This is a genomic window from Amnibacterium kyonggiense, from assembly GCF_004364555.1.
Classification (GTDB): Bacteria; Actinomycetota; Actinomycetes; order Actinomycetales; family Microbacteriaceae; genus Amnibacterium; species Amnibacterium kyonggiense.
This window is the reverse complement of the sequence record NZ_SOAM01000002.1, coordinates 153,497-178,341: the sequence shown is the minus strand read 5'-3', so window position 1 is coordinate 178,341 and position 24,845 is coordinate 153,497. Positions and strand designations below refer to the sequence as shown.

Genomic DNA, 24,845 nt, shown 5'->3' with positions numbered 1-24,845 from the left:
CGGGAACCGGGCCGCTCAGACGGCGTGCCGGTCCTCCGTCGGCACGAGCGGCAGCGCCAGGAGCGGGGCGACCGCGACGAGCGCGAAGGCGACCGGGAAGCCGACGGCGCCGATCAGCGCGCCGATCCCCGGCGCGACCGCCGACGCGGCGAGGAACTGGCCCGTGTTCTGCACCCCGAGCGCCCGACCCGACCAGCCGGCGCCGGCGGCCTCGGCGACGGAGGTGAACGCGAGCCCGTTGTCCGCGACGCTAACGGTCGTCGTGATCACGAGCAGGATCGCCGCGGGGACGGCCCACCCGGCGGAGCCGACGACGGCGAGGAGCACGAGCCCGGCCACGCCCGCCAGCGCGACGAGGCGCAGGAGGCGCATGCGGCCGAAACGGTCGCTCAGCGACCCGACCACGATCCGGCCGCCCGCGCCGACGAACTGGGCGACCGCGACCACGACGCCGGCGGCCGTCGCCGTCCAGCCGAGGCCCGCGATCAGCCACAGCAGCCCGAACGTCGAGAGGGTGAACTGCGGGACGACGAGCAGGACGGAGACGACGTGCACCCGCAGCAGGAACCCGTCGCGCCGGTACGGGTTGCCGGCGTCCGCGAGCACGTGCCGCGCCGGCCGCGGCGGGTCCGTGATGCCGAGCGCGCAGGCGACGGCGAGCACCCCGGTCGCGACCGCGCCGACGAGCAGGGGCAGCGCCACGCCGCCCGCCGCGGCGAGCGGAGGCACGACGAGCGCGGCCACGGCGACACCGAGGGGCTGGGACATCTGCCGGATCCCCATCGCCAGGCCGCGGCGCCGCTTCGGGAACCAGCCGACCACCACGCGGCCGCTCGCGGCGTTGCAGCTGCCCGTCGCGCCGCCGGCGAGCAGGAGCAGCACGCCGACGGGCACCAGGCCGCCGACGGCGGCCGCGAGCCCGGTGAGCACGGCGGCGAGCGCCAGCCCGCCCGCGATGACCCACCGCTCCCCTACGCGGTCCGCGAGCGCGCCCCAGGCGACGAGGGTGAGCACGAGCCCGACCGTCGGCGCCGCGACGAGCAGCCCGACCTGCGCGAGCGGGATCCCCTGCTGCAGGTGGAGGAGCGGGATCAGGTAGGCGGGCGTGGAGACGACGAGGGTGCCGGCGGCCTGGGCGAGCACGCCGAGACCGAGCATCCGCCAGGCCGCCGGACTGATGCGCACGTCCTCCGCCGTCGTCGTCACCCCTCGATCCTGCCGCCCGCGCGGTGCGGCGCGGTCGAGGCGGCGCGCTGCGGGAATCCCTCCCCGTCCATCTCCGTTGGAGCGATGTGCACCCGGGGTTCCCCGGGCAGCCGTACCGTTGCGGGGGTACGGACGACCACGGTTCAGGAGGGCGATCGCGCGGTGGCGGAATGCATCCACGGCTTCGACGAGGGCATGTGCGACATCTGCTTCCCGAGGACGGCGCCTGAGCCGGCCGTGACGGTGGCGGCCTCCGCCACGCGCACGGCGACGCGGGCGCCGCGGACGGCGGCGACGCGACCGGCATCGCGGCGCCCGGCCGGCACCGCGGCCGGTGTGCCCGCGAAGGTGCCGCCGTTCGGGACGCGGCGGCTGTACCACGCGACGCCGCTCGTGAACCTCGAGTCGATCCTCCTCGACGGCGAGCTGCGCCCGATCGCGGGCGGCCTCGAGCCGGACCTCGACGTCGCCGCCCCGCTCGTCCGCCAGCTGCGCGCGCACGCCGACGTCGGCGACGGGCGCCACGTCGACGAGTTCGTCCCGTTCTCCGCGTCGCCCGACGCCGAGCGCTGGGTCGAGCTGCGCAGCGGGGCGGAGGAGCCGCACTGGTCGGCGGCCGCCCGCGCGCTCGGTGCGGCGGACTACGCGGTGCTCGTCGCGGTCGGCCGGGACCTCGGGCCGGACCTCGTCGTCGCGGATGCGGACGCCGCCGCGCCGCGCACCCGCTTCACCGTCGGCGACCCCGCGCGCGGCGTGGCCGTCGCCGCCCGCACCGATCCCGAGCTGACCGCCGTCGAGGTGCTGGTGCCGGGCCCGGTGCCGCTGACGGCGATCACCCTCGTCGCGGTCGCCAACGAGCCCGCGCGCGCCCGGGTGCGCCGCATGTTCGCCGACGTGGAGGGCGTCCCGCCGAAGGTCGTCGTCCACCCGCCGTGGTTCGTCGCGGCCGAGTGACGCCTCGGCCCCTCCGTACGATGTCGCGGTGACGATCACCGCCGCAGCCGATGGATCCGCGCTCGGGAACCCGGGCCCCGCAGGATGGGCCTGGTACATCGACGCCGACCGGTGGGCCGCCGGCGGGTGGCCGCACGGCACGAACAACATGGGCGAGCTGAAGGCCGTGCTCGAGCTGTTCCGCGCCACCGCCGAGGTCGACGACGACCTGCTCGTGCTCTGCGACAGCCAGTACGTCATCAACTCCGTCGTGAAGTGGATGCCGGGCTGGAAGCGGAAGGGCTGGCGGAAGGCCGACGGCTCCCCCGTGATGAACGTCGAGCTGATGAAGGACATCGACGCCGCGCTCGCCGGCCGCCGCTACCGGTTCGAGTGGGTGAAGGGGCACGTCGGGCACGAGCTGAACGAGGCCGCCGACGAGCGCGCCCGCGCCGTCGCGACCGCCTACCAGCGGGGCGGCGAGATCCCCGCCGGCCCCGGCTTCCGCCCGCTCACCGGCGCCGCCGCGGCGCGCGCCGCGGCCGCCCCGGCGCCCCGGGCGCACCGGCTCGTGCTCGAGCTCTCCGCCGACGAGTGGTCGGCGCTCGAGCGCCGCGCCCGCGACGCCGCCGTGTCGCCGGAGGCGCTGCTCCGCTCCCTCGCCGTTGGCTCCCGCTGACGCCCGCCCCGACACGCCGTTCCCGGCGGATCGGGTCTTGCGCAGCCGCTCGTCGCAGGCGCATGCTGAAGCCCTGATCGATCGCTCGGGAGGACCGGAGGCAGTGCCCCGGCCACCGGGCGATCGGCATGTCAGGGCCTCCCGAGCGGCGTCCGCGAGGATAACCGCATGAGGACGACGCAGCTCGGATCGACCGGCATCACCGTGACGGAGCTCTGCTTCGGGGCGAGCCCGATCGGCAGTCTCCCCGGGCTCTACTCGCACCCGGTCGACGAGGACCGCGGCGTGGCGACCGTCGAGGCGGTGCTCCGCAGCCCGATCCGCTTCATCGACACGTCGAACGGCTACGGCACGGCCGGCGAGAGCGAACGGCGCATCGGCGCGGCGCTGCGGCGGCCCGGCGGCAAGCCCGACGACGTGGTGATCGCGTCGAAGGTCGACCCCGCGCCCGGCGACCCGGACTTCTCGGGCGACCGGGTGCGGCGCTCCTTCGAGGAGAGCCTCGAGCGGCTCGGGCTCGACCGCCTCCCCCTCCTGCACCTGCACGACGCGGAGCGCATCCCGTTCGAGGAGGGCGTCGCGCCCGGCGGGCCGCTGCGTGCGCTCGTGGACCTGAAGGAGCGCGGGCTCGTCGACGCGATCGGCGTCGCGAGCGGGCCGGTGCCGCTGATCGAGCAGTACCTCGCCACCGGCGAGTTCGACGTCGTCCTCAGCCACAACCGGTACACGCTGCTCGACCGCTCCGCCGAGGCGATGTACCGCTCGGCCCGGGAGCGGGGCATCGGGGTGCTGAACGCCGCGCCCTACGGCGGCGGGATCCTCTCGCAGGGCCCCGACGCGGTGCCGCGCTACGCGTACGGCCAGGGCAGCGCGGCGCAGGTCGACGCCGCGCGCGCGATGGCGGCGGCGTGCGCCCGGCACGACGTCCCGCTCGGCGCGGTCGCGCTGCAGTTCTCGCTCCGCAGCGACCTCGTCGACTCGACCGTCGTCGGCATGTCGAGCCCGTCACGCCTCGAGGAGACGGAGGCGCTCGCCGCCACCGCGGTGCCGGACGAGCTGTGGGCCGAGCTCGAGGCCCTCCTGCCCGCGGCCGAGCACTGGCTCGACCCCCGCTGACCTTTCACGGATCAGGACGAATCAGCCGACACACCGGTCTGCGAGGGGCGCGACGCGGCGTGTCACCACATCCGTCCTGATCCGTGGAATCAGGCCTCGTCGACGGTGGGGAGGCCCATCGCGGCGGCGCTCATCGAGTGCTCCTGCAGCACCCGGTAGCGGTCCGCGAGGGCGGGGACGCAGGTGCAGCCGATCCAGGCGATGCGCCGGTCGTCGCGGGCGCCGACCGGCATCCACTCGGCGATCCACGCCTCCACGGCGCTGGTGAGCAGCGCGCCGCGGGGCGCGACGGCCTCGGCGCCGGTGCGGACGAGCCAGCTCACCGCCACCCGGGCGGGCGTCTCGAGGCGCTCGATCTGCTCGGGCGCCGCGACCTCGACGTACACCTGGCCGTACGCGTCGGCCGGCAGGGCCGACGCGAGCGCGCGGAGGTCCCGCAGGTCGGCGCTGTCGCCGGCGAGCAGGACGGTGGGGCCGCGTCGGCCGCGATGAGCACGCACGCCACCAGCTTAGGCGTGCCTAACCTCACCTGCTGCCGGATGCACGGAATCCGTCAGCCCTGAGCGGCCCGATCGCGCTTGATCCGGGCGTTCTCCGCCATGACGGCCGCGTGGGTCGCCCGCTCGCGGACCAGCCACTCGGGCTTCTCGGCGAGCAGCGCCTGGATCTCCGCCGTGGTGAGCGGCTCGGTCATGTCGGCGCGCCGCAGCCCGGCGACCGAGACCCCGAGGCGCGCTGCCACGACCGGCCGCGGGTGCGGGCCGGTGCGCCGGAGCTCGACGAGCCACTCGGGCGGGGCGTCCTGCAGCTCCTGCAGCTCGGTGCGGCTCACCGGACCCGCGCGGAACGCCTCCGGGGTCGCCTCGAGCAGCACCCCGAGCTTCTTCGCCGCGGTCTCGGGCTTCATCGTCTGCTCCTGCGCCACGACCGGAACGCTACCCTCGGCCCGGTGCCCGACCCGTTCGTCCTCGGCGTCGTCCCCGGCGTGACGCCCGACCGCTGGGTCCGGGTGTGGCGCGAGCGGATGCCCGACGTGCCCCTTGCGGTCGTGCCCGTCGACGACGTCACCGCCGCCCTGACCGGCGGCGTGACCATGGTCTTCGCCCGGCTGCCGATCGACGGCGACGGCCTCCACGTCATCCCGCTCTGGGAGGAGACCCCGGTCGTCGTCGCGGCGAAGGACCACCCCGTGAAGCTGTTCGAGGCGGTGACGGAGGCCGACCTCGCGGCCGAGGAGCTCTACCCAGGGTGGGACGAGGCGGTGCTCGACATCGTCGCGGCCGGCCACGGCATCGCCCGGATGCCGCAGTCGGTCTTCCGGGCGACGGGACGGCGGGACGTGGTCGCCCGCCCGATCACGGACGCCGCACCGACCCGCATCGGGCTCGTCTGGTCGCGGGACGCGGGCGGTCCTCTCGTCGACGAGTTCATCGGCGTCGTCCGCGGCCGCACCGCGAACAGCTCGCGGGGAGCCCCGCCGGAGCCGCCCGCCGCCGCGCCGGAGCGACCGCCGCGCCCCTCGCGGCCGCGACCGGAGCGGTCCGCGAAGAAGCGGCCGCGGCGCCGCTGACCGACCCTCAGCGGTCGAGCAGCTCGCCGTCGAGGTACACCCAGCGGCCGTCCTCGCGGACGAAGCGGCTCCGCTCGCGCAGCACCCCGGCGCCCTCGGGCGAGCGGAACGCGGCGCGGAACTCGACGACGCCCGTCGCGTCGTCCTCCCCGCCCCGCGCCGTGTCGACGATCTGGAGGCGCCGCCACGTCGTGCCGTCGTCGAGCTCGAGCGCCCCGGGCCGGGTCGTCCGCGACCAGGAGCGGCGCAGGTGCTCGGCCAGCCCGAGCGCGAACGCCGAGTAGCGGGACCGCATCAGCGCCTCCGCGGTCGGGGCCGCGGCGCCCGCGTGCACGGGGCCGCAGCACGTGCCGTAGGCTCCGCCGCCGCACGGGCAGCGGTCGTCGTCCGCGATCACGCCTCGATCCTGCCCCGTGGACCGGGGCGCGCGGTGCCCGCGACCCGGGCGCAGACTGGTGCCGTGGGCTTCATCCTGTCGGTGCGCAAGTCGGTCGGTCTCGAGGGACCGGAGGACGGCGGGCTCGCGTCCGCGCTGCGGAACGTCGGGCAGATCGAGCAGTACGGGACCGTGATCGAGCGCGACGCGGGCTCGGACCCGGGCCCGCAGACGGACCCGGCCGCCCTCCCGTGGCCGTTGCAGGCGGGCCCGTCCGCCGACTGACGGCCCGCGCGCCCGGTCGTCGTGCGAAACCTGAAACACGCGCCCCCTAGCGTTGAGGCATGCCGGAGAGCGTGAACACGGAGACGATCGACATCGTCGGCCGCTTCGTCGCCGAGCAGGAGATCCCCGAGCGGATGCGCGCCGACGTGCGCCTGCTGGGCGAGCTGCTCGGCCGGGTGCTGCGGGAGAGCGGCTCCCCCGGGCTGTACGAGGACGTGGAGGCGCTGCGGGCCGCGACGATCCAGGCGTACACGGACGAGAGCGATCAGGCGTTCGCGGCCGCGGCGGCCATCGCGGACGGCCTGTCCGTGTCGCGGTCCGACGAGGTCGCGCGCGCGTTCACCGCCTACTTCCACCTCGTCAACGTGGCGGAGGAGCACCAGCGCGTCCGCGTGCTCCGCGAGCGCGACGGATCGGCGGCGAGCAACCCGGCCGCGACCGTCGGGTCGGCGCTCGCGCAGCTGACGGCGGAGCTCGGCGAGGCGACCGCGCTCGAGCGCCTCCAGTCCATGCGGTTCCACCCCGTCTTCACGGCCCACCCCACCGAGGCCCGGCGCCGGGCGGTCTCGGCGAGCATCCGCCGCATCGCCGAACTGCTGGACGACCACGACGACGCGGCAACCGGGGCCCGGCGGCGCCGCGTCGAGCGCGGGATGCTCGAGGAGATCGACACCCTCTGGCGCACGGCGCCGCTGCGCTCCGAGAAGCCGTCCCCGGTCGACGAGGTGCGATCGGTGATGGCGGTCTTCGACGAGACGCTCTACGGCTCCATCCCGGCCGTCTACCGGCGGATCGACGAGGCGCTCCAGGGCGACGGGGAGGGCGACGGCGCCCCGCTCGTGCGCCCCTTCGTCCGGCTCGGCACCTGGGTCGGCGGCGACCGCGACGGCAACCCGTTCGTCACGGCGTCGGTCACGAAGCAGGCGGCGGCCATCGCGAGCGAGCACATCCTGCTCGGCCTCGAGCGGACCGCCGTCCGCGTCGGCCGCGGGCTCACCCTCGACGCGGACACGACGCCGCCGTCGGAAGCGGTCCTCGCGCTCTGGCAGCGCCTCCGGTCCGCCGACGAGGACGCGGCGGCGGAGATCGCGAAGCGCTCGCCGAACGAGCCGCATCGCCGCATCGTCCTCCTCCTCTCCCGTCGGATCGCGGCCACGCGGACCCGCGACGCCGACCTCGCCTACCGCGACCCGGACGAGCTGCTCGCGGACCTCCGCGTCGTGCAGGCGTCGCTCGTCGCCGGCGGCGCGAAGCGCCAGGCGTACGGGCACCTGCAGCAGCTCATCTGGCAGGTCGAGACCTTCGGCTTCCACCTCGCCGAGCTCGAGGTGCGGCAGCACTCGGCGGTGCACCGGAAGGTCCTCGCCGAGCTCGACGCGGGCGGCCCGCTCAGCGAGCAGGCCGAGGAGGTCCTCCAGGTCTTCCGCACGGTCGCGCAGATCCAGCAGCGCTACGGGCGCCGCGCCGCCGGCCGCTACATCGTGTCGTTCACGCAGTCGGCGGAGGACCTCGAGAACGTCCACCGCCTCGCGCGCGCCGCCGCCGGCCCCAACGGCGAGCCGCCGGTCCTCGACGTCATCCCGCTGTTCGAGACCTTCACGGACCTGCAGGCGGCGCCGCGCATCCTCGCGGAGATCGTCGAGCACCCCGCGTTCGCGAGCCGGCTCGAGGCGACCGGCCGCCGGCTCGAGGTGATGCTCGGCTACTCCGACTCGTCGAAGGACGTCGGGCCGGTCGCGGCGACGCTGGCCCTGTACGAGGCGCAGCGGCAGATCGCCGAGTGGGCGCGCGGCAACGGCATCGAGCTCACGCTCTTCCACGGTCGCGGCGGCGCGCTCGGGCGCGGCGGCGGCCCCGCGAACTCCGCGATCCTCGCCCAGCCGCCGCACTCGGTCGACGGGCGCTTCAAGCTGACGGAGCAGGGCGAGGTGATCTTCGCCCGCTACGGCGGCCGGGACATCGCGATGCGGCACATCGACCAGGTCGCCGCGGCGGTGCTCCTCGCCTCCGCACCCTCCATCGAGCGGCGGAACGAGGACGCGGCGACGCGCTTCGCCGACGTCGCGCGGACGATGGACGAGACGAGCCGGGAGCGCTTCTTCGCCCTCGTCAAGGCGCCCGGGTTCGCCCCGTGGTTCGCGACGGTGACGCCGATGGAGGAGATCGGGCTCCTCGCGCTCGGCTCACGGCCAGCGCGGCGCGGCCTGTCCGTCGAGTCGCTCGAGGACCTCCGCGCGATCCCGTGGGTCTTCTCGTGGACGCAGGCGCGGATCAACCTCACCGGATGGTTCGGACTCGGCAGCGCGCTCGAGGCCGTCGGCGACCAGGCGCTGCTGCAGGAGGCCTACCGCGACTGGCCGCTGTTCCGGACGATGATCGACAACGTCGCGATGGGCCTCGCGAAGGCGGACGAGCGCATCGCGCGGCACTACCTGGCGCTCGGTGACCGAGACGACCTCGCGCAGATGGTGCTCGACGAGATGCACCGCACCCGCGACCAGGTGCTTCGCATCACGGGCGCGGGCCAGCTGCTCGCGAACAAGCCGGTGCTGCAGCGGGCGGTGAAGATGCGCAGCCCGTACGTCGACGCGCTGTCCCTCCTGCAGCTCCGGGCGCTCCGGGCGCTCCGCGCGACCCCGGAGGAGGAGCCGGCGGACCCAGAGCTGCAGCGCCTCCTGCTCCTGTCCGTGAGCGGCGTCGCGGCGGGCCTCCAGAACACCGGCTGACCCGCCGCCAGCCGGATGTTGCTCCGGATTCGTGCCGCTTCGACGTGCGCGAAGCGGCACGAATCCGGAGCACCTTCGGCCTGACGCGCAGGTCGATGGAGCCAGGGCCTCCAGCGCGACCTCCTGATGGGCTGACGCGCTGCACCCGACCGTGCCTGCGCGGCTCGCAGACGAGTGCACAGGCGCCGGCGCGTGCACTCGTCCGCCGCCCATGCAGGCACGCGCCGCGGAGTCCGCTCTACTGCACTTGCTCCGGATTCGTGCCGCTTGGACGTGCGCGAAGCGGCACGAATCCGGAGCAAGTTCGGTGGAGGTGGCGGATCCGGTCAGCGGCGGCGCCGGGCGGCGGTCGGGCGGCCGCCGCGGTGCGGGGTCGGGCTGCCGCCGTGGTGGTCGACCCAGGCGGTGAAGGAGCGCGCGGACCCGCCGGCGGGGCGCCGGAGCCACGGCCACGGGTGCAGCGCCGCCATGTCGAGCCGCGCAGAACGCGCGCGGAAGCCCGGCACCGGCGCCCAGGTCGCCGCGAGCGGACGGCCCGCCAGCACCTCGGGGACGACGCCGCGGTGCACCTCCACCTCCCGACGCTGCGCGAGATCGGCGAGCGTTTCCGCGAGGAACACGAGCCGCTTGCCCGACAGCCGGAGGCCGCGGAGGAGCGGCTCGTCGAACACGAAGACCGCCGGCAGATCCGGGGACGCCGCGAGCGCCGGGTCGGCGTCGCCGAGCGACTCGGCGGTGAGCCAGACGGCCTCCGGCTCGCCGCGGAGTTCGGCGACCAGCGGGCCGGCGGTCGCCGTCGGGTCCTGGTCCGCGGCGAGGCCGGGTACCGGGTCGACCTGCGGCCCGGCCTGCGCGGCCGGGAAGTCCTGGACCGGGCACGCGCGGTTGAGGGGGCAGGAGGCGCAGAGGCCGGGCGCGCGCTTCTCGACCTGCCAGCGGCTGAAGCCGTAGGGCTTGCCCGTCCCGGCCCCGACGGCCCACTGCCAGCCGACCCCGTTCGCGGCGGGCGACCCGTCGACGAGGTGCCGGTAGAGCGCCCGCTCCCCCTCGCGCCAGTCCCAGCCCGCTCGCACCGTCCACTGGGACGCCGCCCACAGCCGCGTCTGGTTGACGAGCCAGCCGTCGGTCACGAGCTCGTGGCGGACGGCCGCCATGCAGGCCATCCCCTCGGGGTACGGGTCGCCGGACCAGCCGTGGCCGACTGCGGGCTCACGGCGGAGCGGCGTCGCGATCCGGCGTCCGACGCGGGCGTAGACGTGCCGCGCGTACTCCTGCCAGAGCAGCTCGTCGCGGAACTTGCCCACGTCCCGCGCAGGACCGCCGGCCACGTGGTCCCACACCCGCGGCAGCGGCAGCAGGCCGTGCCGGATGTACGGCGAGAGGCCGCTCGCGCCGCGGTCCTCCTCCGGCAGCACCTCGTTCCGCTGGGCGGCGTAGCCCCGCACGTCGAACGCGGCGAGCGCGTCGTCCGCGGCGGTCTGGCCGCCCGTGAAGCGGCGGGAGGCGGCCACGCCGTCGGAGCCCTCGAGCGCGAGGTCGCCGAGGTGCCGCGCGACCCAGCGCACCGCGTCGTCGAGATCGGGGGTCGGCAGTCGCGTCACGCGCGCACGCTATGCGGGTCGCCCGAGCGCGCTGTCGGGAACCGGGGGCGGCGGCGCCTCGCCGAGCGCCGCGCGCTCGGAGGCCGTCAGCGCGGGAAGACGAGGAGCATCGCGAGCCCGAGCAGCGCGCCGAGCCCGCCGAGCACGAAGAGGAGCGCGACGGAGGCGGTCAGGTCCTCCCGCGCCGGTCTGCGCCCGCGGACCGCCGCGCGACGCTCACCGACGATCCCGACGACGCCGATGCCGACGAGCAGGAGCCCGAAGCCGAGCACGACCCACCCCGTCACCCGCCGATCGTCCCAGGTCCGCCTGCGACCGGGCGCCGGGCTGGGAGACTGGTCGGGTAGACGCCTCCCTGCTCGACCTCATGCCCGCGCCCCTCCCCGACGGCGCGCTCGACGAGGACGCCGCGTACCTGGCGTTCGCCGGCTGGGCGGAGGCCCGCGGCCTGACGCTGTACCCGGCGCAGGAGGAGGCGACGATCGAGATCGTCTCCGGGGCGAACCTGATCCTCTCCACGCCGACCGGCACCGGGAAGTCCCTCGTCGCGATCGGCGCGCACGCCTTCGCGCTCGCGCAGGGCGAGCGGAGTTACTACACGGCGCCCATCAAGGCCCTGGTCAGCGAGAAGTTCTTCGCCCTGGTCGAGGTGTTCGGCGCCGAGCGGGTCGGCATGGTGACGGGCGACTCGTCGGTCAATCCGGACGCGCCGATCGTGTGCTGCACCGCCGAGATCCTCGCGAACCTCGCCCTCCGGCACGGCCCGGAGGCGCCCGTCGACCAGGTCGTGATGGACGAGTTCCACTTCTACGGCGACCCCGACCGCGGCTGGGCGTGGCAGGTGCCGCTCCTGACGCTCCCCCACGTGCAGTTCGTGCTCATGTCCGCGACGCTCGGCGACGTGACCGCACTCGCCGCGGACCTGACCCGGCGGACCGGACGGCCGACCGCCCGCGTCACCGGCGTCGAACGGCCGGTCCCGCTGCACTACGAGTACGAGCTCGAGCCCGTCCACGACTCCATCGACCGGCTGCTCCACTCCGACCAGGCGCCGATCTACGTCGTGCACTTCTCGCAGCTCGCGGCGCTCGAACGGGCGCAGGCGCTCGCCTCGGCGCAGGTCGCGACCCGCGAGCAGCGCGACCGGATCGCCGAGGTGATCGGCGGGTTCCGGTTCACGACCTCCTTCGGCCGCACCCTGTCCCGGCTCCTGCGGCTCGGGATCGGCGTGCACCACGCGGGGATGCTGCCGAAGTACCGGCGCCTCGTGGAGCAGCTCGCGCAGCAGGGCCTCCTCCGCGTCATCTGCGGCACGGACACGCTCGGCGTCGGCATCAACGTGCCGATCCGGACCGTGCTGCTGACGGCGCTCACGAAGTTCGACGGCTCGCGCACCCGGCACCTCACCGCCCGCGAGTTCCACCAGATCGCGGGACGCGCCGGCCGGGCGGGATTCGACACGTCCGGCACGGTCGTCGCGCAGGCGCCCGAGCACGAGTCCGAGAACCGCAAGGCGCTCGCGAAGATGGGCGACGACCCGAAGAAGCGCCGCAAGTTCGTCGCGAAGAAGGCGCCGACCGGGTTCGTGTCGTGGGGCGAGGCGAGCTTCCGGAAGCTCATCGCCGCGGAGCCGGAGACGCTCGCCTCCTCGATGACGATGACGAGCGCGATGCTGCTGAACGTCATCGGCCGCGGCGGTGACGTGTTCGCGAACGTGCACGCGCTCGTCTTCGACAACCACGAGCCGTGGCGGCGGCAGCTCGAGCTGGCTCGACGGGCGCTCGGCGTCTACCGCACCCTGCGGGCGGCCGGCGTCGTCGAGCAGGTGGTCCAGCCGGACGGCGCGGTCGCCGTCCGGCTGACCGTCGACCTGCAGGAGAACTTCGCGCTGAACCAGCCGCTCTCGCCGTTCGCGCTCGCGGCGTTCGAGCTGCTCGACCCGGAGTCGCCCTCCTTCGCGCTCGACGTGCTGTCGATCCTCGAGTCGACGCTCGACGACCCGCGCCCGATCCTGTCGCAGCAGCGGTTCCAGGCGCGCGGCGAGGCGGTCGCGGCGATGAAGGCCGAGGGGATCGAGTACGAGGAGCGGATGGAGCTGCTCGAGGAGGTCACCCACCCGCAGCCGCTGAAGGAGCTGCTCGACGCGGCCTACGAGGCCTACGCGGCGGAGCAGCCGTGGGTGCGCGACTTCGCGCTCTCGCCGAAGGCCGTCGTCCGCGACATGGTCGAGCGCGCCATGTCCTTCGGCGAGTACTGCGCCTTCTACAAGCTCTCGCGGTCGGAGGGCCTCGTCCTCCGCTACCTGTCGGACGCGTTCCGCGCCGCCCGCCAGACGATCCCGGACGAGCTGAAGGACGAGGAGCTGCAGGACCTCATCGAGTGGCTCGGCGAGGTCGTGCGGCAGGTCGACTCCTCCCTCGTGGACGAGTGGGAGGAGCTCATCGACCCGACGCGCCACGCGGAGCAGGAGGCCGCGATCGTGCCGCCCGCCCCGCGGCGGCTCACGGCGAACGTCCGCGCCTTCCGAGTCATGGTGCGGAACGAGCTGTTCCGCCGGGTGCAGCTGGCGGCCCGCTCCGACTGGGCGGCGCTCGGCGAGCTCGACGGGGCGGCGGGGTTCGACGCCGACGCGTGGGCTGGCGCGATGGACGCGTACTGGGACGAGTACGACGCGCTCGGGACCGGCCCGGACGCGCGCGGGCCGGCCCTCCTCGTCATCGAGGAGCGGGCGGCCGAGTGGCGCGTGCGGCAGATCCTCGACGACCCCGCAGGCGACCACGACTTCGGGATCGCCGCGACGGTCGACCTCGCCGAGTCGGACGAGGCCGGGACCGCCGTCATCCGGATCGCGTCCGTCGGTTTCGCGGATCAGGACGTCCGGGCCGACACGCCGGAGCCGCAGCGCTGAGTCTCGGCGCGTCGGACGGATCGTCCTGATCCGTGCACGGTTCAGCCGTGGAGGGCGTCCTGCCGCGGCTGCACCGCCTCCGGCTCGAGCGAGACCTTGACGACCACCGCGTCCGGGTCCGCGTCCCCGAGCTCGACGACGAGCGCGTCCGGTTCCCGCGACCACCGGACCGGGCCCGCGGCGCCGAGCACGGAGACGTCGGCGATGCCGCGGGTCAGCAGCCCCGCATCGGTGCCGAACGAGCGGACCACCACCCGGCCGCCCTCCGCCGCGCCGAGCTGGATGGCGTGGACGAAGTCGCCGGTCACGTCGCGCCGGGTCGTGAAGCGGAAGTCGGCTGGTCCGTACTCGGGCGCCGCGGCGTCGACGAACGAGCCCACCGCGGGACGGGTCGGCCCCTCGGCCGGGATCGTCCACGGGCGGCTGCCGTAGATCGCCTCGCCGTTGCGGGTCAGCCAGGCGCCGATCGCCTCGAGGATCCGCTGCTCCTCCTCCGGGATCGTCCCGTCGGGCTTCGGCCCCACGTTGAGCAGCAGCACGCCGTTCTTCGCGACGGTGTCGGCGAGCTCGGCGATCAGGTCGCGCACCGTCTTGTAGTCGTGCCCGTCGCGCACCCAGCTCCAGGCGGTCTTCGACACGGCGGTGTCGCTCTGCCAGACGTCCGGTCGGATGCCGCCCATCGCGCCGCGCTCGATGTCGTAGACGGCGGACCCCTCGGCGAACGCGTCCCACTTGTAGTTGATGACGACCTCGCGGCCCCACTCGGCGGCGCGGTTGTAGTAGTACGCGGCGAGCATCCGCCGGTACGGCTCGAACGCGGGCTGCTCGATCCACCAGTCGAACCAGAGCACCTGCGGCCGGTAGCCGTCGATGATCTCGACGGTGCGGAGCAGCCAGTCCTCCAGGAACCGCTCGTTCGGCGCGGACTCCTCGCGCTGCGCGGGGCCGTAGAAGTCGATGGTCCGCGGGTCGAGCACATCCGAGTCGAAGCGGGCGCCGCCGTTCATGAACCACCAGTGCTCCGCCCGGTGCGACGAGGCGCCGCGGACCATCCACGCGCGATCCACCGCGGCGGCGAGGTCCCCGAACACGTCGCGGCGCGGGCCGAGCTGTGCCGCGCTCCAGCGCGAGCGCTCGGTCGCGTACATCGCGAAGCCGTCGTGGTGCTCGGCGACGGGCACGACGAACTGCGCGCCCGCGCGCCGGAACAGGGCCGCCCAGGCGTCCGGGTCGAAGTCGTGCATCGTGAACGACGGGATGAGGTCCTTGTAGCCGAAGTCGCGGTGCGGGCCGTACGTGTCGACGTGGTGCCGGAACTCGTCCTGCGCCTGCAGGTAGGTGTTCCGGGCGTACCACTCGCCGCGGAAGCCCGCCACGGCGTAGACGCCCCAGTGCAGGAAGATCCCGAACCTCGCGTCCTGGTACCAGCGCGGCGGGCGGTACCCCTGCAGCGACGGCCACTCGTCCCGGTAGGGCCCGGCGTCGATGACGGCGCGCACCCGGGCCAGCGCGGCGGTGTTGTCGCTGACGTCGACGGCCGGCGGGAGGGCGTCGAGATCGAGCTTCGGCAGGCGGGCGGTGGCGTGGTCGTCGTCGGTCACGGGGCCATCCTGCCCGCTCCCCCGCCCGCTGCGTGAGCGTTCACGCGCGGGTTTCTCCGGCTCACCGATCGACGGCGTGGTCCTGCTCGATCGGCTGCGCACGACCGCAGCCGAGGCAGACCGTCGCCTCCGGCCGGTCGTGCCCGGGCAGCAGGACGACCGCGAGCGCCGTGCCGCCGCAGAACGCGCAGATCATGCGAGCCGGTGTACTCCACACGTCGGACAGCGCATCGCCCGCGTGAACCTCAAGATATATCTTGACTCGCGACAGACTTCGTCCCACCTTCGAGATATATCTCGTTTCGGCGACCGAGCGGAGGCCATCATGAGCACGAACGACACCTGGATCCTCGTCTCCGTCCCCCCGCCGGGACCGCGTGACCCCGAGCCTCGAGCGGCTCGCGACGCGCGCTGGACTGGCGCTGCTCTCGTGGGGCGGACGGCTGCGCGACCGTCCCGCGCCGGCGATCGATCTCCACCGCGTCGAGCGCCCCACCGCCCTGCAGCGCCCCTTCTGCTGACCGTGGCCGCCCGGCTGCGCCGACCGCGACCATCGCCGCCGTCCGATCCCCCGTCCCCGTCCGACCACCCCGAACAGGAGCACGCCATGGGCACCGATCCCGCCACGACCCCCGCCGCCGAGCCGAACACCGAGGAGGTCGTCGACACCGCGATCCGGGAGGGCGGCGCGCTCGACGTCGGCGAGGTGCGACGACTGCGGATCCGCGTGACGAGCGGCGAGGTCGACGTGATCGGCCGCGACGAACCGGGCGCGTCGATCGAGGTGCACGAGGCGGCCGGCGGGTCCCTGCCGGTGCGGCTGGACGGCGGCGTCCTCCGCGTCGGCGCGGAGCTCCCCTTCGGCCAGGGCTCGAAGGCCGCGGTGACCGTCCGCGTCGACCGCCGCGCGCAGGTGGACCTGGCCGTCACCTCCGCCGCGGTGCTGGTCAGCGGGATGAAGGAGGGGCTCGCCGTCCGCACCGTGAGCGGCGACGTCGTCTGCGACGCGACCGCCGGCCGCGCCGTCCTCGAGGGCGTCAGCGCCGAGCTCGCCGTCCGCGAGCACGAGGGCGCGCTCGAGATCACCACGGTCAGCGGCGCGGCGACCGCGACCGGCCCCGTCACCCGCTTCGACTGCACGGGCGTCAGCGGCGACGTGTTCCTCGACCTCGAGGCGCCCGACCGGGTCGAGGTGCGCTCCGTCAGCGGCGAGGTCGTCCTCCGGCTCGGCGACGACCGCGCGGCCGAGTACGCGGTCGACTCGGTCAGCGGGGCGCTGCACGTCGACGGCACGGACGCCGGCCGCCTGCTCGGCGGCTACCGCGGCGGCTGGGCCGGACCGGGCAACGACCCGACGCGCGTCCGCATCGAGACCTCGAGCGGTACGGTGCGGATCGTGCACACGGGCGAGCGGTGAGGGCCTCGGTCTTCGGTCACGGGCAGCTGCGGCTGTACCTGCTCGGGCTGCTCGCCGAGCGCCCCATGCACGGCTACGAGCTGATCCAGGAGCTGTCGAACCGATTCGGCGGCACCTACGCGCCGAGCGCGGGCACCGTCTACCCGCGGTTGACCCGGCTGCAGGAGGAGGGGCTGATCGTCGCGCGGAGCGACGGCCGGCGCACCGTCCACGAGATCACGGACGCCGGGCGGGCGCTCGTGGCCGAACGCCGCGGCGACCTCGACGCGCTCCGGGCGGAGGTCGACGAGTCCGTGCAGCGCCTCGCCGGGGACGTCCGCGCCTCCGTCGACGAGGCGATGCGCGCCCTCCGCGCCGACCTCGCGGCGTCGGCGACCGCCCCGTCGCGGCCGCGTCGGGATCGGGACCGCGACGACGCCGGCGCGCGCACGACCGCCCGTCGCGCCGCCGAGGAGGCCGACGAGCTGCTGACCGCCTTCCGCCACGACCTCCGTGCGCAGCTCCGCACCGCGGCCGCGCGCGGCGCGCTGCCCGACGCGGTGCTGCCGCTGCTGCGGGCGCGGCTCGCGGAGACCCGCGCCGCGATCGACGCGCTGCTGCGGGACTGAGCGGCTCGATCGCCCGGGAGTTCCAGGGTGAAGGCCCCACCGCCGTCCGTGCCGGCCGATACCGTGCACGACGTGGAGCGCCGCAACGAGATCGTGCCGATGTCCGACCGGCGGCTCGTCCTCGCGGTCGTCGGCGTGCTGACGGCGGCGCTCGGCCTCGCGGTGCTCCTCCTGTCCCTGCTCGCGCTCCGGCATCCGGTGGGGGCGACGGGCGACCTGGGGACGCCGACCGATCTCGGCTTCCTGTACCGCGACCTGATGCTCCTCGGCGGCGTCCTCCTCCTCGCCGGCGCGGGCACCGCCGTCGCGCTCGTCCGGGCGCAGCTGCGCCCCGACCGGCGACGGGCCGCGCGCGCCGTGCTGACGCCGCCGGGCGGATCCGCAGTACGCTCCGCGCACCCGCATCGAGGCCGATGACCAGGAGGGGCACCGTGGCCCGGACCGCAGCACCCGACACCGCAACCACGATCGGCGGCGCGGCCGTCGCCGCGGCCGGCCCGCTCGCGCTCACGCGCCAGCTCGACGTCGGCGACGTCACGGCGCTGCTGCTCCTCGCCGAGGTCGCCCTCGCCGTCGGGTGCGGCCTGCTCGCGGCGCGCCGCATCGTCGACCGCTCGCGGGCGGGAGTCGCCGCCCTCATCGTGACGGGGCTCGGTCCGCTGCTGTTCCGGCTCGCACCGGTCCCGGGGGTCGCCGTCGGCATGACGCTGCTCTGGCTCGTCACGGCCGCGACCGTCGTCGCCGCGGTCGAGATCGCCCGCACCACCCGGCTCGGCGGCGTCGCCCGGTGGGCGTTCGTCGTCGTCGCGGCCGATGCGCTGCTCGTCGCGGTGATGAGCACGGTGCCGCTCGGCGCGTTCCCGCTCGCCTACGTCGACTGGCACCTCGACGCCGTCCGGCCGGTCGCGCTGCTCGTCTGGGGCGTCGCGGTCGCGGTGCAGCCGCACCTCCCCGCGATCCGACGACGGGCCGGCGCCGTCGACACCGCGTGGCGCGAGTCCACGACCGTCGGCGGCGCGTCCGAGACCCGGGACTCCCGGGAGCGCGTGCCGCACGACTGAGCCGGCCGGTCACGTCCGATGCATCCGCCCGGCCGGCCCCTGGTCCACCATCCGATCAGCGCTCGATGGAGCGCGACCGACATGGGACGGAGGCGACCGTGACCTCGGAGGGCGGTCCCGTATCCCGCCGCGGTCGGGTCGCGCTCGTCGGCGGCGTCGCCGCGGTGGCGTTCGCGCTGCGCCTGCACATGGAGCTGCACGGCGGCGGCCTGCTCGGCATCAACGCCTACGACGACGGCGTCCACCTGTCGTCGGCGGCCGCGATGGTGCACGGCCGGGTGCCGTACCGGGACTTCCTCTTCCTGCAGCCGCCGGGGATGCTCCTCGCGGCGTCGCCGTTCGCGCTCCTCGCGCGGCTGCTCGGCGACCCGGTCGCGCTCGCGGCGTTCCGGGTCGCGTTCGAGCTGGTCGGCGCCGCGAGCGCCGCGATGGTCGTCGTGGTCCTCCGGCCGTTCGGGTTCGCGGCGGCGCTCGCGGGCGGCCTCTGCTACGCCGTCTTCGCGCCGGCGGTCTACGACGAGCGGACGGCGCTGCTGGAACCGGCCGGCACCCTCGCCGTGCTCGGCGCGCTCGCGCTCCTCCCCCGCGCGACCCGCACCGGCCGCGGTGCCGCGCTCGGCGTCGGCGCCCTCCTCGGCGTCGCGATCGACTTCAAGGGCTGGTACGTCGTGGCCGCCCTGGTGATCCTGCTCGCGGCCCGCGGTGCCCGCCTCCGCGTGCTGATCGGTCTCGTCGTCGCGGTCGGCGTCGTGATGCTGCCCTTCTTCGCCCTTGCACCGCAGCAGTTCGTGGCGCAGGTGGCCCTCGCCCAGCTCGGCCGGCCGCGATTCGTCGGGGCGACGCCGGTCGTCCGCCTCGCGTCGATGCTCGGCGTGACCGGCATCCACTCGAGGACCCCGATCCCCGGCGTGCCGCCGGCGCTCGCGCTGGCCGTCGCACTCGCCGGGACGCTCGCCGCGACCGTGCTCGCGGCGATCGACCGGCGGTCGCGCGTCTTCGTCGCGCTCGGCGCCGCCGACCTCGTCGTCGCCCTGCTCGCGCCGTCGTGGTTCCCGCACTACGCGAGCCTCACGGCACCGCTGCTCGCCCTCGTCGTCGGCGTCGCCGTCGGCGCGCTCGCCGGGCGCCTGCGGTCGCGGGCAGCGCGCCCGATCCTCGTCGGCGTCGTGGTCGTCGGGCTCGTCGGCGCGAACGCGGCACACGACCTCGTCCGGGTAGACGTGCGGCCGCCGGGCGCAGCGCTCCGGGCGGCGGCCGCACGGATCCCCGGGTGCATCGTCGCCGACGACCCGACCATCCTGCTCGTCATGGACGTGCTCACCCGCGATCTCGATCGCGGCTGCCCGCTCCGCCCGGACGTCAGCGGCTACAGCTACGGCCCCGACGCGGTGCGCGTCGCCGGCGTCCCGCTCGCCCGCACGGGGAACGCGCGCTACCAGGCGGGCGTCGTGCGCTACCTCCGCTCGGGCGACGCGGTCATCCGGGTCCGCAGCGCCACCCGGCTGAACGCCGCATCGGTCGCGGAGGTCGACCGCGGTCCCGTCCTGTTCCGCAGCGGCCGCTACGTCATCCGGAGCACGGCGCCGTGACCGACGAGGTCGAGGTCGTCGTTGCCCACGCGGAGCGCACGACCGTGCGGGTCGGCGACGTGTTCGTGAAGATCGACGGCGACGCGGATCGGCTGGCCCGGGAGGCGCGCAGCATGGCGGCGGCGCCCGTGCCGACCGCGGACGTGCTCTGGCAGCAGGAGCACGTGCTGGCGCTCGCGGCGCTGCCCGGCGCGGCGCTCGGCCGGCTCGGCGCCCCGTCGACCGCGTCGGCGGCGGCCTGGACCGCGGCGGGCGCGATGGTCCGCCGACTGCACGGGACCCCGCCGCCGCCGTGGCCGGGCCGCGTGCCGGATCGTCACCGCGCTGAGCTGGCCGAGGCGTGCGCCTGGATCGTCGCGAACGGCGTCCTAACGGAACGCATCGTTGACCGGAACCGGCAGGTCGCGGAGGCCGCGTTCCGCCCCTTCGCGCCGGCGTTCACGCACGGCGACCTGCAGCTCGACCACGTGTTCGTCGCGGGCGACGAGGTCGTCGGCGTGCTCGACTGGTCGGAGGCGGGGCGGGGCGACCCGGTGTTCGACCTCGCCGTCCTGACCCTCGGGCACGAGGAGCGCCTCGACGAGGTGCTCGCCGGCTACGGCGCGGAGGTCGATGTCGCCGTGATCCGCGGCTGGTGGTCGCTGCGCTGCCTGACCTCCATGCGCTGGTTGATCGAGCACGGATTCGACCCGGCCACCCCGGGCGGGGAGGTCGACGTCCTCCTCGCCCGGATGTGACCGCGACCGCGGGCGCCTCAGCCGCGGTCGTGGAGCGTGATCCGGTAGCCGTCGGGATCCGCGAACGCGAACGTGCGCCCGAACGGGCCGTCGAACGGCGGGGTGACGATCGGGGCGTCCGCCGCGACGAGCGCGTCGTGGATCGCCTGCACGTCGGTCGCGTGCAGCCACACGGCGGCACCGATGCCGGGCTCGGCGACGCCGTCGAGATCGGTGCCGGGCGCGAGGTCGCGCACGGCGAACGCGATCGGCTTCGTGTCGAACACGACAGCATGCGGCGGCCCGGCCTGCGCGCGGACGAGGCCGAGGTGCTGCTCGTAGAAGCGAGCCGAGCGCTCGAGATCGCGCACCTGCAGGGAGATGAAGTCGGGTCCGGTGACCGGCATGGGGTTCCTCTCGTCGTGTCAGATTTCTGACATCAGCAAGACTATGTCAGAATACTGACATGAGTCAAGACGGCGTCGACCTCCCCACGTCGGTCGGCTACCTGCTGAAGGAGGCGTCCAGCGCGCTGCGGACCGCGATGGAGGCGGTGCTCCGCCCGCTCGGCATGACGGTCACCCATTACTCGTGTCTGGAGCTGCTCGCGCAGCGGCCGGGCCTCTCCAGCTCGGCGCTCGCGCGGGGCGCGTTCGTGACGCGCCAGTCGATGCACGTGCTGCTGCAGACCCTCGAGCAGGACGGCTCGGTGACCCGCCCGGCGACCGCGCCGACGGGCAAGGTCCTCCCGATCCGCCTGACCCCGCTCGGCGAGGAGCGGCTCGCGGCGGCCTCGGCGGCGGTGCGGGCGGTCGAACGCCGGATGCTCGGCGAGCTCGACGAGGCGGAGGTGGCGGAGGCGCGGCGGCTGCTTCGCAGCCTCGTCCACGCACTGCGCAGCGAGTCCGCTCCGGACCCGGATCAGCGCGACGACGAGGGCACGCCGGCGAACGTCGCCGGGTAGTCGTCGATCCACCGCCAGCGGTCGACCGGCCAGGAGACGACGGACGCCCGTCCGACGACGTCGCGGGTCGGCACCCCGCCGTGCTCCGCCGACCCCTGGTGGTAGCGCGAGTCCGCCGAGTCCCAGCGGTTGTCCCCCATCACCCAGAGGTCGCCCGGTCGGACGACGACGTCGAACGGGACGCGGCTCTCGAGGCGCGTGCCGGCGGGCAGCCGCGTGTAGGGCTCGTCGAGCGGCGCACCGTCGACCGTGACCCTGCCGAGTGGGTCGCAGCACGCCACGTGATCCCCCGGCAGCCCGATCACCCGCTTGACCAGGTGGTCGTCCGAGTCCCGGGTCGAGAGGCCGACGAGCGACAGGAGCGCGTCCGCCGCCTCGGCGACCGGCGTGCTCGGCGTCGCCGAGGCGGTCTGCTCGCCCCCGAGCCAGCCGCCCGGGTCGGTGAACACGACCACGTCCCCGCGCCGGATCGGCACGAGGCGCGGCACCAGCTCGTCGACGAGGATCCGGTCGTGGTGCCCCGGCTCGCCGAGCAGCGTCGGCTCCATCGAGGCGGACGGGATGAAGAACGACCGCACCAGGAACGTCCTGATCAGGAACGACGCGAGCAGCGCGACGACCACGATCACGGCGAGGTCCCGGAGGAACCGGCGCGTGGAGCCGGGGCCTCCACGCCGGGCCGTCGTCCGCTCGGCGGTCACGAGGCCCCGTCGATCCGCGCCGTCGCGAGGCGGCCCGCGGCGGCGCGCCGGCCGCGCACCGCGACCGCGACCGCGAGCACGGGCACGAGGACCGCCGACGGCACGTCGGCGACCGCGAGCAGGAGGCCGACGAGCACTCCCGCGGCGAGGAGCTCGCCGCCTCGGCTCGAACGCAGCAGCGCGTCGCGGATCCGGAGGCGCAGGAGCAGCAGGGCGGTGCGGCAGGCGGCGAGCAGGACCGCCTCCGGGGGCACGCCGAAGGATCGCGCGGCGGCGAGGTCGGACCGCCACTCCTCCACGAACCGCGCCCGCCGCGGCCGCGGGACGACCAGCGCGAGCAGCGCAAGCGCCCGCTCCGCGCCCTTCATGCGAGCCCCGGCTCGGCGGCACGGCGACGGGCCACGGGTCGCCGCGCGGCGGCGACGACCGCAGCCGCGCTCGCTCGGCCCTCGTCCGTGAGCGCGTACAGGCGGCGACGCGCCCCGCGGCGGTCCGACTCGTCCCAGGAGGACGACACCCAGCCGCCGTCCTCGAGGCGCGCGAGGATCGGGTACACGCTGCCCGCGGGCCTGCCCGTCTCGCCGACCAGGCGGAGCCCCCACGTCGCGCCGTCGGCGGCGAGCAGCGCGCGCAGCACGTCGACGGTCGCCGGCGTCACCCGCCCCAGTCGCAGCACATCGCAACTCTAGATGTGTAGAGATGGCGACGTCCACGGGTTCCCGCCGACCGCGACGAGGCCTATCGTCGCCCGCATGTGCCGGAACATCCGCTGCCTCCACAACTTCGAGCCGGCGACCACGGACGACGAGGTGCGCGAGGCAGCGCTCCAGTTCGTCCGCAAGGTCAGCGGCTCGACGCGGCCCTCGCGCGCGAACGCACCCGCGTTCGAGGACGCGATCGACGAGATCGCCGCGGCGACGCGTCGGATGCTGGACCGCCTCGTGACCGCGGCGCCACCGAAGAACCGCGAACTCGAGGCGATCAAGGGCCGGGCGCGGCACGAGCAGCGCATGGAGCGCGAGGTGCGCATCCGAACCGCCGCCGGCTGACGCACTAGCGGGAGCGGACCGCGCCCGTCCTCCGGATGCGGCCGCCGTGCGTCGCGACGAAGCGGTGCGCCTGCACCGCCTCCGGCGGATCACCGAAGCCGCCGGTGCTTCGGACCCACTCGATGATGCCGTCCGTCGTGGCGTCGTCGAGCACGGAGCCCACCCACACCGGCGCGGTACCCGCCGCCGGCCCCCCGGGCGTCACCACGACGACGTTCGCGTGCTCGCACTCGTCGAGGCACTTGCTGATCGACACCGTGACCGGCGCCCCGCGCAGCTCGTCGCGGATGCGCTCGAGCTGCGCCGCGTGGTCAAAGCCGGGGTGCTTCCGCCGGCTGCCGCAGTCTCCGCCGCGGCAGACCACCACCTCGGGGCGGTCGGCCACCAGCCGTCCCCGCCAGCGCTCCAGCCGTCTCGACACCGCACCAGCCTCCCCCGCCGCACCTCACCGCTCGGTGAGCGTCGGCACCGAGCCGCCCGGCGGCCGGAGCATGACCGGTGGATGGACGGTCGGCGAGGGTGGTGGACGACGCGCCGAAGGCGGGCGTTGACTGCTCGGGTGCTCCGTCGCTCCGCCCGCTCGCCCCTCCGCCGCCGCACCGCGATCGCCACTGGCGCGGCCGCCCTCCTGCTCGCGACGGTCGGCGCGACCGCGATCCCTGCCGTCGCCGCGCCGGTCCGCCCGACCACATCGACGAGGACCACGACGAGCCTCGCCCAGCGCCGCTTCGACGCGATGACGCCGGCGGAGCGCGTCGGCCAGCTGCTGATGATCGGCTGCCCGAGCACGAGCGTCTCGGCCTCCTGCCTGCAGATCATCCGCGCTCAGCACGTCGGGTCGGTCATCCTCGACGGCAACAGCACCCTGAGCATCGCCGCCACGCACCGCATCACGGCCGGCCTGCAGCACGCCGCGCCGCGCGGGACGCAGCTGCTCATCGCCACGGACCAGGAGGGCGGCGAGGTCCGGCGACTCCGCGGCCCCGGCTTCACCGACTACTCGACCGCGCTGGTCCAGGGCACGTGGTCGACGCCCGTCCTCCAGCACTGGGCGACCACCTGGGGCTCGCAGCTGCGCCGCGCCGGCGTCGGGCTCGATCTCGCGCCCGTCCTCGACACGGTGCGGAAGGGGGACACGCACAACCCGCCGATCGGCGCCTTCGACCGCGAGTACGGGCATACGCCGTCGGTCGTCGCGACGAAGGGCGTCGCCGTGCTGCGCGGCCTCGTCGCCGGCGGCGTGAGCACGGCGGTGAAGCACTTCCCGGGACTCGGCCGGGTCACCGGGAACACGGACACGACGGCGCACGTCACGGACCGCACCACGACCGCGCACGACGCGGACCTGCAGCCGTTCAGGGCGGCGATCAGGGCGAAGACCGCGTTCGTCATGATGTCGAGCGCGACGTACACCCGCATCGATGCGCAGCACCCGGCCGCGTTCTCGCGGACCGTGGTGACGGGCCTGCTGCGGACGAAGCTCGGGTTCCCGGGCGTGATCGTCAGCGACGACCTCGGGCAGGCCGTGCAGGTCGCCTCCGTCCCCGTCGGGCAGCGCGCCGTGCGCTTCATCGGCGCCGGCGGCGACCTCGTGCTGACCGTCGTCCCGTCGCAGGCGAAGGCGATGGAGTCCGCCGTGCTCGCGAGGATGCGGACCTCGCCGTCGTTCACGAAGCAGGTCGACGCGGCCGCCCTCCTCGTCCTCCAGCAGAAGGAGCGCCAGGGCCTGCTGCGCTGAG

General features: G+C 75.0%; 29 protein-coding genes and 1 pseudogene. 17 read left to right on the top strand and 13 right to left on the bottom strand.

Annotation, left to right across the window (positions count from 1 at the left end; genetic code table 11):
* Positions 1-15: 15 nt before the first annotated feature.
* Complete coding sequence (locus CLV52_RS09225) at positions 16-1,206, bottom strand: MFS transporter (RefSeq protein WP_342773145.1); 1,191 nt, start codon at positions 1,204-1,206, stop codon at positions 16-18.
* A gap of 162 nt (positions 1,207-1,368) precedes the next feature.
* Between CLV52_RS09225 and CLV52_RS09220 the strand changes: the two genes are divergently transcribed.
* The 3 genes and pseudogenes from CLV52_RS09220 to CLV52_RS09210 all read left to right on the top strand — a co-directional run bounded on the left by CLV52_RS09220 (position 1,369) and on the right by CLV52_RS09210 (position 3,934).
* Positions 1,369-2,160, top strand: a complete 792-nt coding sequence (locus CLV52_RS09220) for a DarT ssDNA thymidine ADP-ribosyltransferase family protein (RefSeq protein ID WP_162850788.1) — start codon at positions 1,369-1,371, stop codon at positions 2,158-2,160.
* Between the two features lie 28 nt (positions 2,161-2,188).
* Positions 2,189-2,692 (top strand): annotated as a pseudogene (locus CLV52_RS09215) (ribonuclease H family protein); the annotation flags it as partial.
* A gap of 294 nt (positions 2,693-2,986) precedes the next feature.
* Positions 2,987-3,934 (top strand): aldo/keto reductase, encoded by a 948-nt coding sequence (locus tag CLV52_RS09210; RefSeq protein ID WP_133766071.1) that lies wholly within the window; start codon positions 2,987-2,989, stop codon positions 3,932-3,934.
* A gap of 89 nt (positions 3,935-4,023) precedes the next feature.
* Here CLV52_RS09210 and CLV52_RS09205 read toward each other — a convergent pair whose 3' ends face one another.
* Entirely contained in the window at positions 4,024-4,434 is a 411-nt protein-coding gene (locus tag CLV52_RS09205; protein WP_133766070.1) for an SIP domain-containing protein, read from the bottom strand.
* 53 nt (positions 4,435-4,487) lie between these two features.
* Positions 4,488-4,841 carry a DUF5997 family protein gene (locus CLV52_RS09200; RefSeq protein ID WP_133766753.1) on the bottom strand — a complete coding sequence of 118 codons (354 nt, stop codon included), beginning with the start codon at positions 4,839-4,841 and terminating at the stop codon, positions 4,488-4,490.
* Between the two features lie 42 nt (positions 4,842-4,883).
* Here CLV52_RS09200 and CLV52_RS09195 point away from each other — a divergent pair, with 42 nt between their 5' ends.
* The gene (locus CLV52_RS09195; RefSeq protein ID WP_246018052.1) at positions 4,884-5,504 is read left to right on the top strand and encodes a LysR substrate-binding domain-containing protein; all 621 of its coding nucleotides are present in this window, start codon (positions 4,884-4,886) and stop codon (positions 5,502-5,504) included.
* 7 nt (positions 5,505-5,511) lie between these two features.
* Here the strand turns inward: CLV52_RS09195 and CLV52_RS09190 are convergent, their stop codons facing one another.
* Positions 5,512-5,898 (bottom strand): YchJ family protein, encoded by a 387-nt coding sequence (locus CLV52_RS09190; RefSeq protein ID WP_133766752.1) that lies wholly within the window; start codon positions 5,896-5,898, stop codon positions 5,512-5,514.
* A gap of 66 nt (positions 5,899-5,964) precedes the next feature.
* Between CLV52_RS09190 and CLV52_RS09185 the strand changes: the two genes are divergently transcribed.
* Both CLV52_RS09185 and CLV52_RS09180 read left to right on the top strand, forming a co-directional pair.
* On the top strand, positions 5,965-6,165 hold the full coding sequence (locus CLV52_RS09185) for a hypothetical protein (RefSeq protein ID WP_133766069.1): 201 nt from the start codon (positions 5,965-5,967) through the stop codon (positions 6,163-6,165).
* Between the two features lie 59 nt (positions 6,166-6,224).
* Complete coding sequence (locus CLV52_RS09180; RefSeq protein WP_133766068.1) at positions 6,225-8,891, top strand: phosphoenolpyruvate carboxylase; 2,667 nt, start codon at positions 6,225-6,227, stop codon at positions 8,889-8,891.
* Positions 8,892-9,217: 326 nt separating this feature from the next.
* Here CLV52_RS09180 and CLV52_RS09175 read toward each other — a convergent pair whose 3' ends face one another.
* Together CLV52_RS09175 and CLV52_RS09170 are read right to left on the bottom strand one after the other, a co-directional pair.
* Entirely contained in the window at positions 9,218-10,492 is a 1,275-nt protein-coding gene (locus CLV52_RS09175) for an FAD-binding domain-containing protein (RefSeq protein WP_133766067.1), read from the bottom strand.
* Positions 10,493-10,578: 86 nt separating this feature from the next.
* Positions 10,579-10,779 carry a hypothetical protein gene (locus CLV52_RS09170; RefSeq protein ID WP_133766066.1) on the bottom strand — a complete coding sequence of 67 codons (201 nt, stop codon included), beginning with the start codon at positions 10,777-10,779 and terminating at the stop codon, positions 10,579-10,581.
* Positions 10,780-10,859: 80 nt separating this feature from the next.
* On the opposite strand from CLV52_RS09170, the gene CLV52_RS09165 reads away from it, so the two are divergent.
* Positions 10,860-13,400 (top strand): DEAD/DEAH box helicase, encoded by a 2,541-nt coding sequence (locus CLV52_RS09165; RefSeq protein ID WP_133766065.1) that lies wholly within the window; start codon positions 10,860-10,862, stop codon positions 13,398-13,400.
* 41 nt (positions 13,401-13,441) lie between these two features.
* On the opposite strand, the gene CLV52_RS09160 is transcribed toward CLV52_RS09165, so the two are convergent.
* Both CLV52_RS09160 and CLV52_RS19055 read right to left on the bottom strand, forming a co-directional pair.
* Positions 13,442-15,001: an alpha-L-fucosidase gene (locus tag CLV52_RS09160; RefSeq protein ID WP_246018051.1), complete on the bottom strand. Its 1,560-nt coding sequence runs from the start codon at positions 14,999-15,001 to the stop codon at positions 13,442-13,444.
* Positions 15,002-15,062: 61 nt separating this feature from the next.
* Complete coding sequence (locus CLV52_RS19055) at positions 15,063-15,197, bottom strand: hypothetical protein (protein WP_281276061.1); 135 nt, start codon at positions 15,195-15,197, stop codon at positions 15,063-15,065.
* Between the two features lie 181 nt (positions 15,198-15,378).
* On the opposite strand from CLV52_RS19055, the gene CLV52_RS18395 reads away from it, so the two are divergent.
* The 7 genes from CLV52_RS18395 (at position 15,379) to CLV52_RS09130 (ending at position 20,413) form a co-directional block, all read left to right on the top strand.
* Positions 15,379-15,522 carry a hypothetical protein gene (locus CLV52_RS18395; RefSeq protein ID WP_162850787.1) on the top strand — a complete coding sequence of 48 codons (144 nt, stop codon included), beginning with the start codon at positions 15,379-15,381 and terminating at the stop codon, positions 15,520-15,522.
* Between the two features lie 86 nt (positions 15,523-15,608).
* Positions 15,609-16,418, top strand: a complete 810-nt coding sequence (locus CLV52_RS09155; RefSeq protein ID WP_133766064.1) for a DUF4097 family beta strand repeat-containing protein — start codon at positions 15,609-15,611, stop codon at positions 16,416-16,418.
* A complete protein-coding gene (locus CLV52_RS09150; RefSeq protein WP_246018050.1) occupies positions 16,415-17,026 on the top strand; it encodes a PadR family transcriptional regulator in 612 nt (203 codons plus the stop codon). Before CLV52_RS09155 ends, CLV52_RS09150 begins: the two co-directional genes overlap by 4 nt.
* Positions 17,027-17,098: 72 nt before the next feature.
* A complete protein-coding gene (locus CLV52_RS09145) occupies positions 17,099-17,443 on the top strand; it encodes a hypothetical protein (protein WP_133766063.1) in 345 nt (114 codons plus the stop codon).
* Between the two features lie 14 nt (positions 17,444-17,457).
* Positions 17,458-18,087, top strand: coding sequence for a hypothetical protein (locus CLV52_RS09140; protein ID WP_133766062.1), 630 nt, complete (start codon positions 17,458-17,460; stop codon positions 18,085-18,087).
* Between the two features lie 98 nt (positions 18,088-18,185).
* A complete protein-coding gene (locus tag CLV52_RS09135; RefSeq protein ID WP_133766061.1) occupies positions 18,186-19,676 on the top strand; it encodes a hypothetical protein in 1,491 nt (496 codons plus the stop codon).
* Positions 19,673-20,413, top strand: a complete 741-nt coding sequence (locus tag CLV52_RS09130) for a phosphotransferase family protein (protein ID WP_133766060.1) — start codon at positions 19,673-19,675, stop codon at positions 20,411-20,413. The genes CLV52_RS09135 and CLV52_RS09130 overlap by 4 nt, the downstream gene beginning before the upstream one ends.
* A gap of 17 nt (positions 20,414-20,430) precedes the next feature.
* On the opposite strand, the gene CLV52_RS09125 is transcribed toward CLV52_RS09130, so the two are convergent.
* Positions 20,431-20,799, bottom strand: a complete 369-nt coding sequence (locus CLV52_RS09125) for a VOC family protein (protein WP_133766059.1) — start codon at positions 20,797-20,799, stop codon at positions 20,431-20,433.
* A gap of 59 nt (positions 20,800-20,858) precedes the next feature.
* Between CLV52_RS09125 and CLV52_RS09120 the strand changes: the two genes are divergently transcribed.
* Positions 20,859-21,356 carry a MarR family winged helix-turn-helix transcriptional regulator gene (locus tag CLV52_RS09120; RefSeq protein WP_133766058.1) on the top strand — a complete coding sequence of 166 codons (498 nt, stop codon included), beginning with the start codon at positions 20,859-20,861 and terminating at the stop codon, positions 21,354-21,356.
* Here the strand turns inward: CLV52_RS09120 and lepB are convergent.
* The 3 genes from lepB to CLV52_RS09105 are packed head-to-tail and all read right to left on the bottom strand — an operon-like array spanning position 21,314 to position 22,733.
* Positions 21,314-22,057 (bottom strand): signal peptidase I, encoded by a 744-nt coding sequence (gene lepB / locus CLV52_RS09115; protein ID WP_133766057.1) that lies wholly within the window; start codon positions 22,055-22,057, stop codon positions 21,314-21,316. The two genes, CLV52_RS09120 and lepB, sit on opposite strands and share 43 nt — an antisense overlap.
* Positions 22,054-22,425: a hypothetical protein gene (locus tag CLV52_RS09110; RefSeq protein ID WP_133766056.1), complete on the bottom strand. Its 372-nt coding sequence runs from the start codon at positions 22,423-22,425 to the stop codon at positions 22,054-22,056. The genes lepB and CLV52_RS09110 overlap by 4 nt, the downstream gene beginning before the upstream one ends.
* Positions 22,422-22,733 carry a PadR family transcriptional regulator gene (locus CLV52_RS09105; protein WP_133766055.1) on the bottom strand — a complete coding sequence of 104 codons (312 nt, stop codon included), beginning with the start codon at positions 22,731-22,733 and terminating at the stop codon, positions 22,422-22,424. The genes CLV52_RS09110 and CLV52_RS09105 overlap by 4 nt, the downstream gene beginning before the upstream one ends.
* A gap of 76 nt (positions 22,734-22,809) precedes the next feature.
* On the opposite strand from CLV52_RS09105, the gene CLV52_RS09100 reads away from it, so the two are divergent.
* Entirely contained in the window at positions 22,810-23,106 is a 297-nt protein-coding gene (locus CLV52_RS09100; protein ID WP_133766054.1) for a DUF2277 domain-containing protein, read from the top strand.
* Between the two features lie 4 nt (positions 23,107-23,110).
* On the opposite strand, the gene CLV52_RS18390 is transcribed toward CLV52_RS09100, so the two are convergent.
* Complete coding sequence (locus CLV52_RS18390; protein ID WP_162850786.1) at positions 23,111-23,527, bottom strand: (2Fe-2S) ferredoxin domain-containing protein; 417 nt, start codon at positions 23,525-23,527, stop codon at positions 23,111-23,113.
* Between the two features lie 138 nt (positions 23,528-23,665).
* Here CLV52_RS18390 and CLV52_RS09095 point away from each other — a divergent pair, with 138 nt between their 5' ends.
* Positions 23,666-24,844 (top strand): glycoside hydrolase family 3 N-terminal domain-containing protein, encoded by a 1,179-nt coding sequence (locus CLV52_RS09095; RefSeq protein WP_162850785.1) that lies wholly within the window; start codon positions 23,666-23,668, stop codon positions 24,842-24,844.
* The last annotated feature ends 1 nt before the right edge of the window (position 24,845 follow it).

Coding starts and splice junctions, on each gene's coding strand:
- CLV52_RS09120 (WP_133766058.1), top strand. CDS start 20,859: ATGAGTCAAGACGGCGTCGACCTCCCCACGTCGGTCGGCTACCTGCTG.
- CLV52_RS09200 (WP_133766753.1), bottom strand. CDS start 4,841: ATGAAGCCCGAGACCGCGGCGAAGAAGCTCGGGGTGCTGCTCGAGGCG.
- CLV52_RS09165 (WP_133766065.1), top strand. CDS start 10,860: ATGCCCGCGCCCCTCCCCGACGGCGCGCTCGACGAGGACGCCGCGTAC.
- CLV52_RS09155 (WP_133766064.1), top strand. CDS start 15,609: ATGGGCACCGATCCCGCCACGACCCCCGCCGCCGAGCCGAACACCGAG.
- CLV52_RS09180 (WP_133766068.1), top strand. CDS start 6,225: ATGCCGGAGAGCGTGAACACGGAGACGATCGACATCGTCGGCCGCTTC.
- CLV52_RS09125 (WP_133766059.1), bottom strand. CDS start 20,799: ATGCCGGTCACCGGACCCGACTTCATCTCCCTGCAGGTGCGCGATCTC.
- CLV52_RS09100 (WP_133766054.1), top strand. CDS start 22,810: ATGTGCCGGAACATCCGCTGCCTCCACAACTTCGAGCCGGCGACCACG.
- CLV52_RS09210 (WP_133766071.1), top strand. CDS start 2,987: ATGAGGACGACGCAGCTCGGATCGACCGGCATCACCGTGACGGAGCTC.
- CLV52_RS19055 (WP_281276061.1), bottom strand. CDS start 15,197: ATGATCTGCGCGTTCTGCGGCGGCACGGCGCTCGCGGTCGTCCTGCTG.
- CLV52_RS09110 (WP_133766056.1), bottom strand. CDS start 22,425: ATGAAGGGCGCGGAGCGGGCGCTTGCGCTGCTCGCGCTGGTCGTCCCG.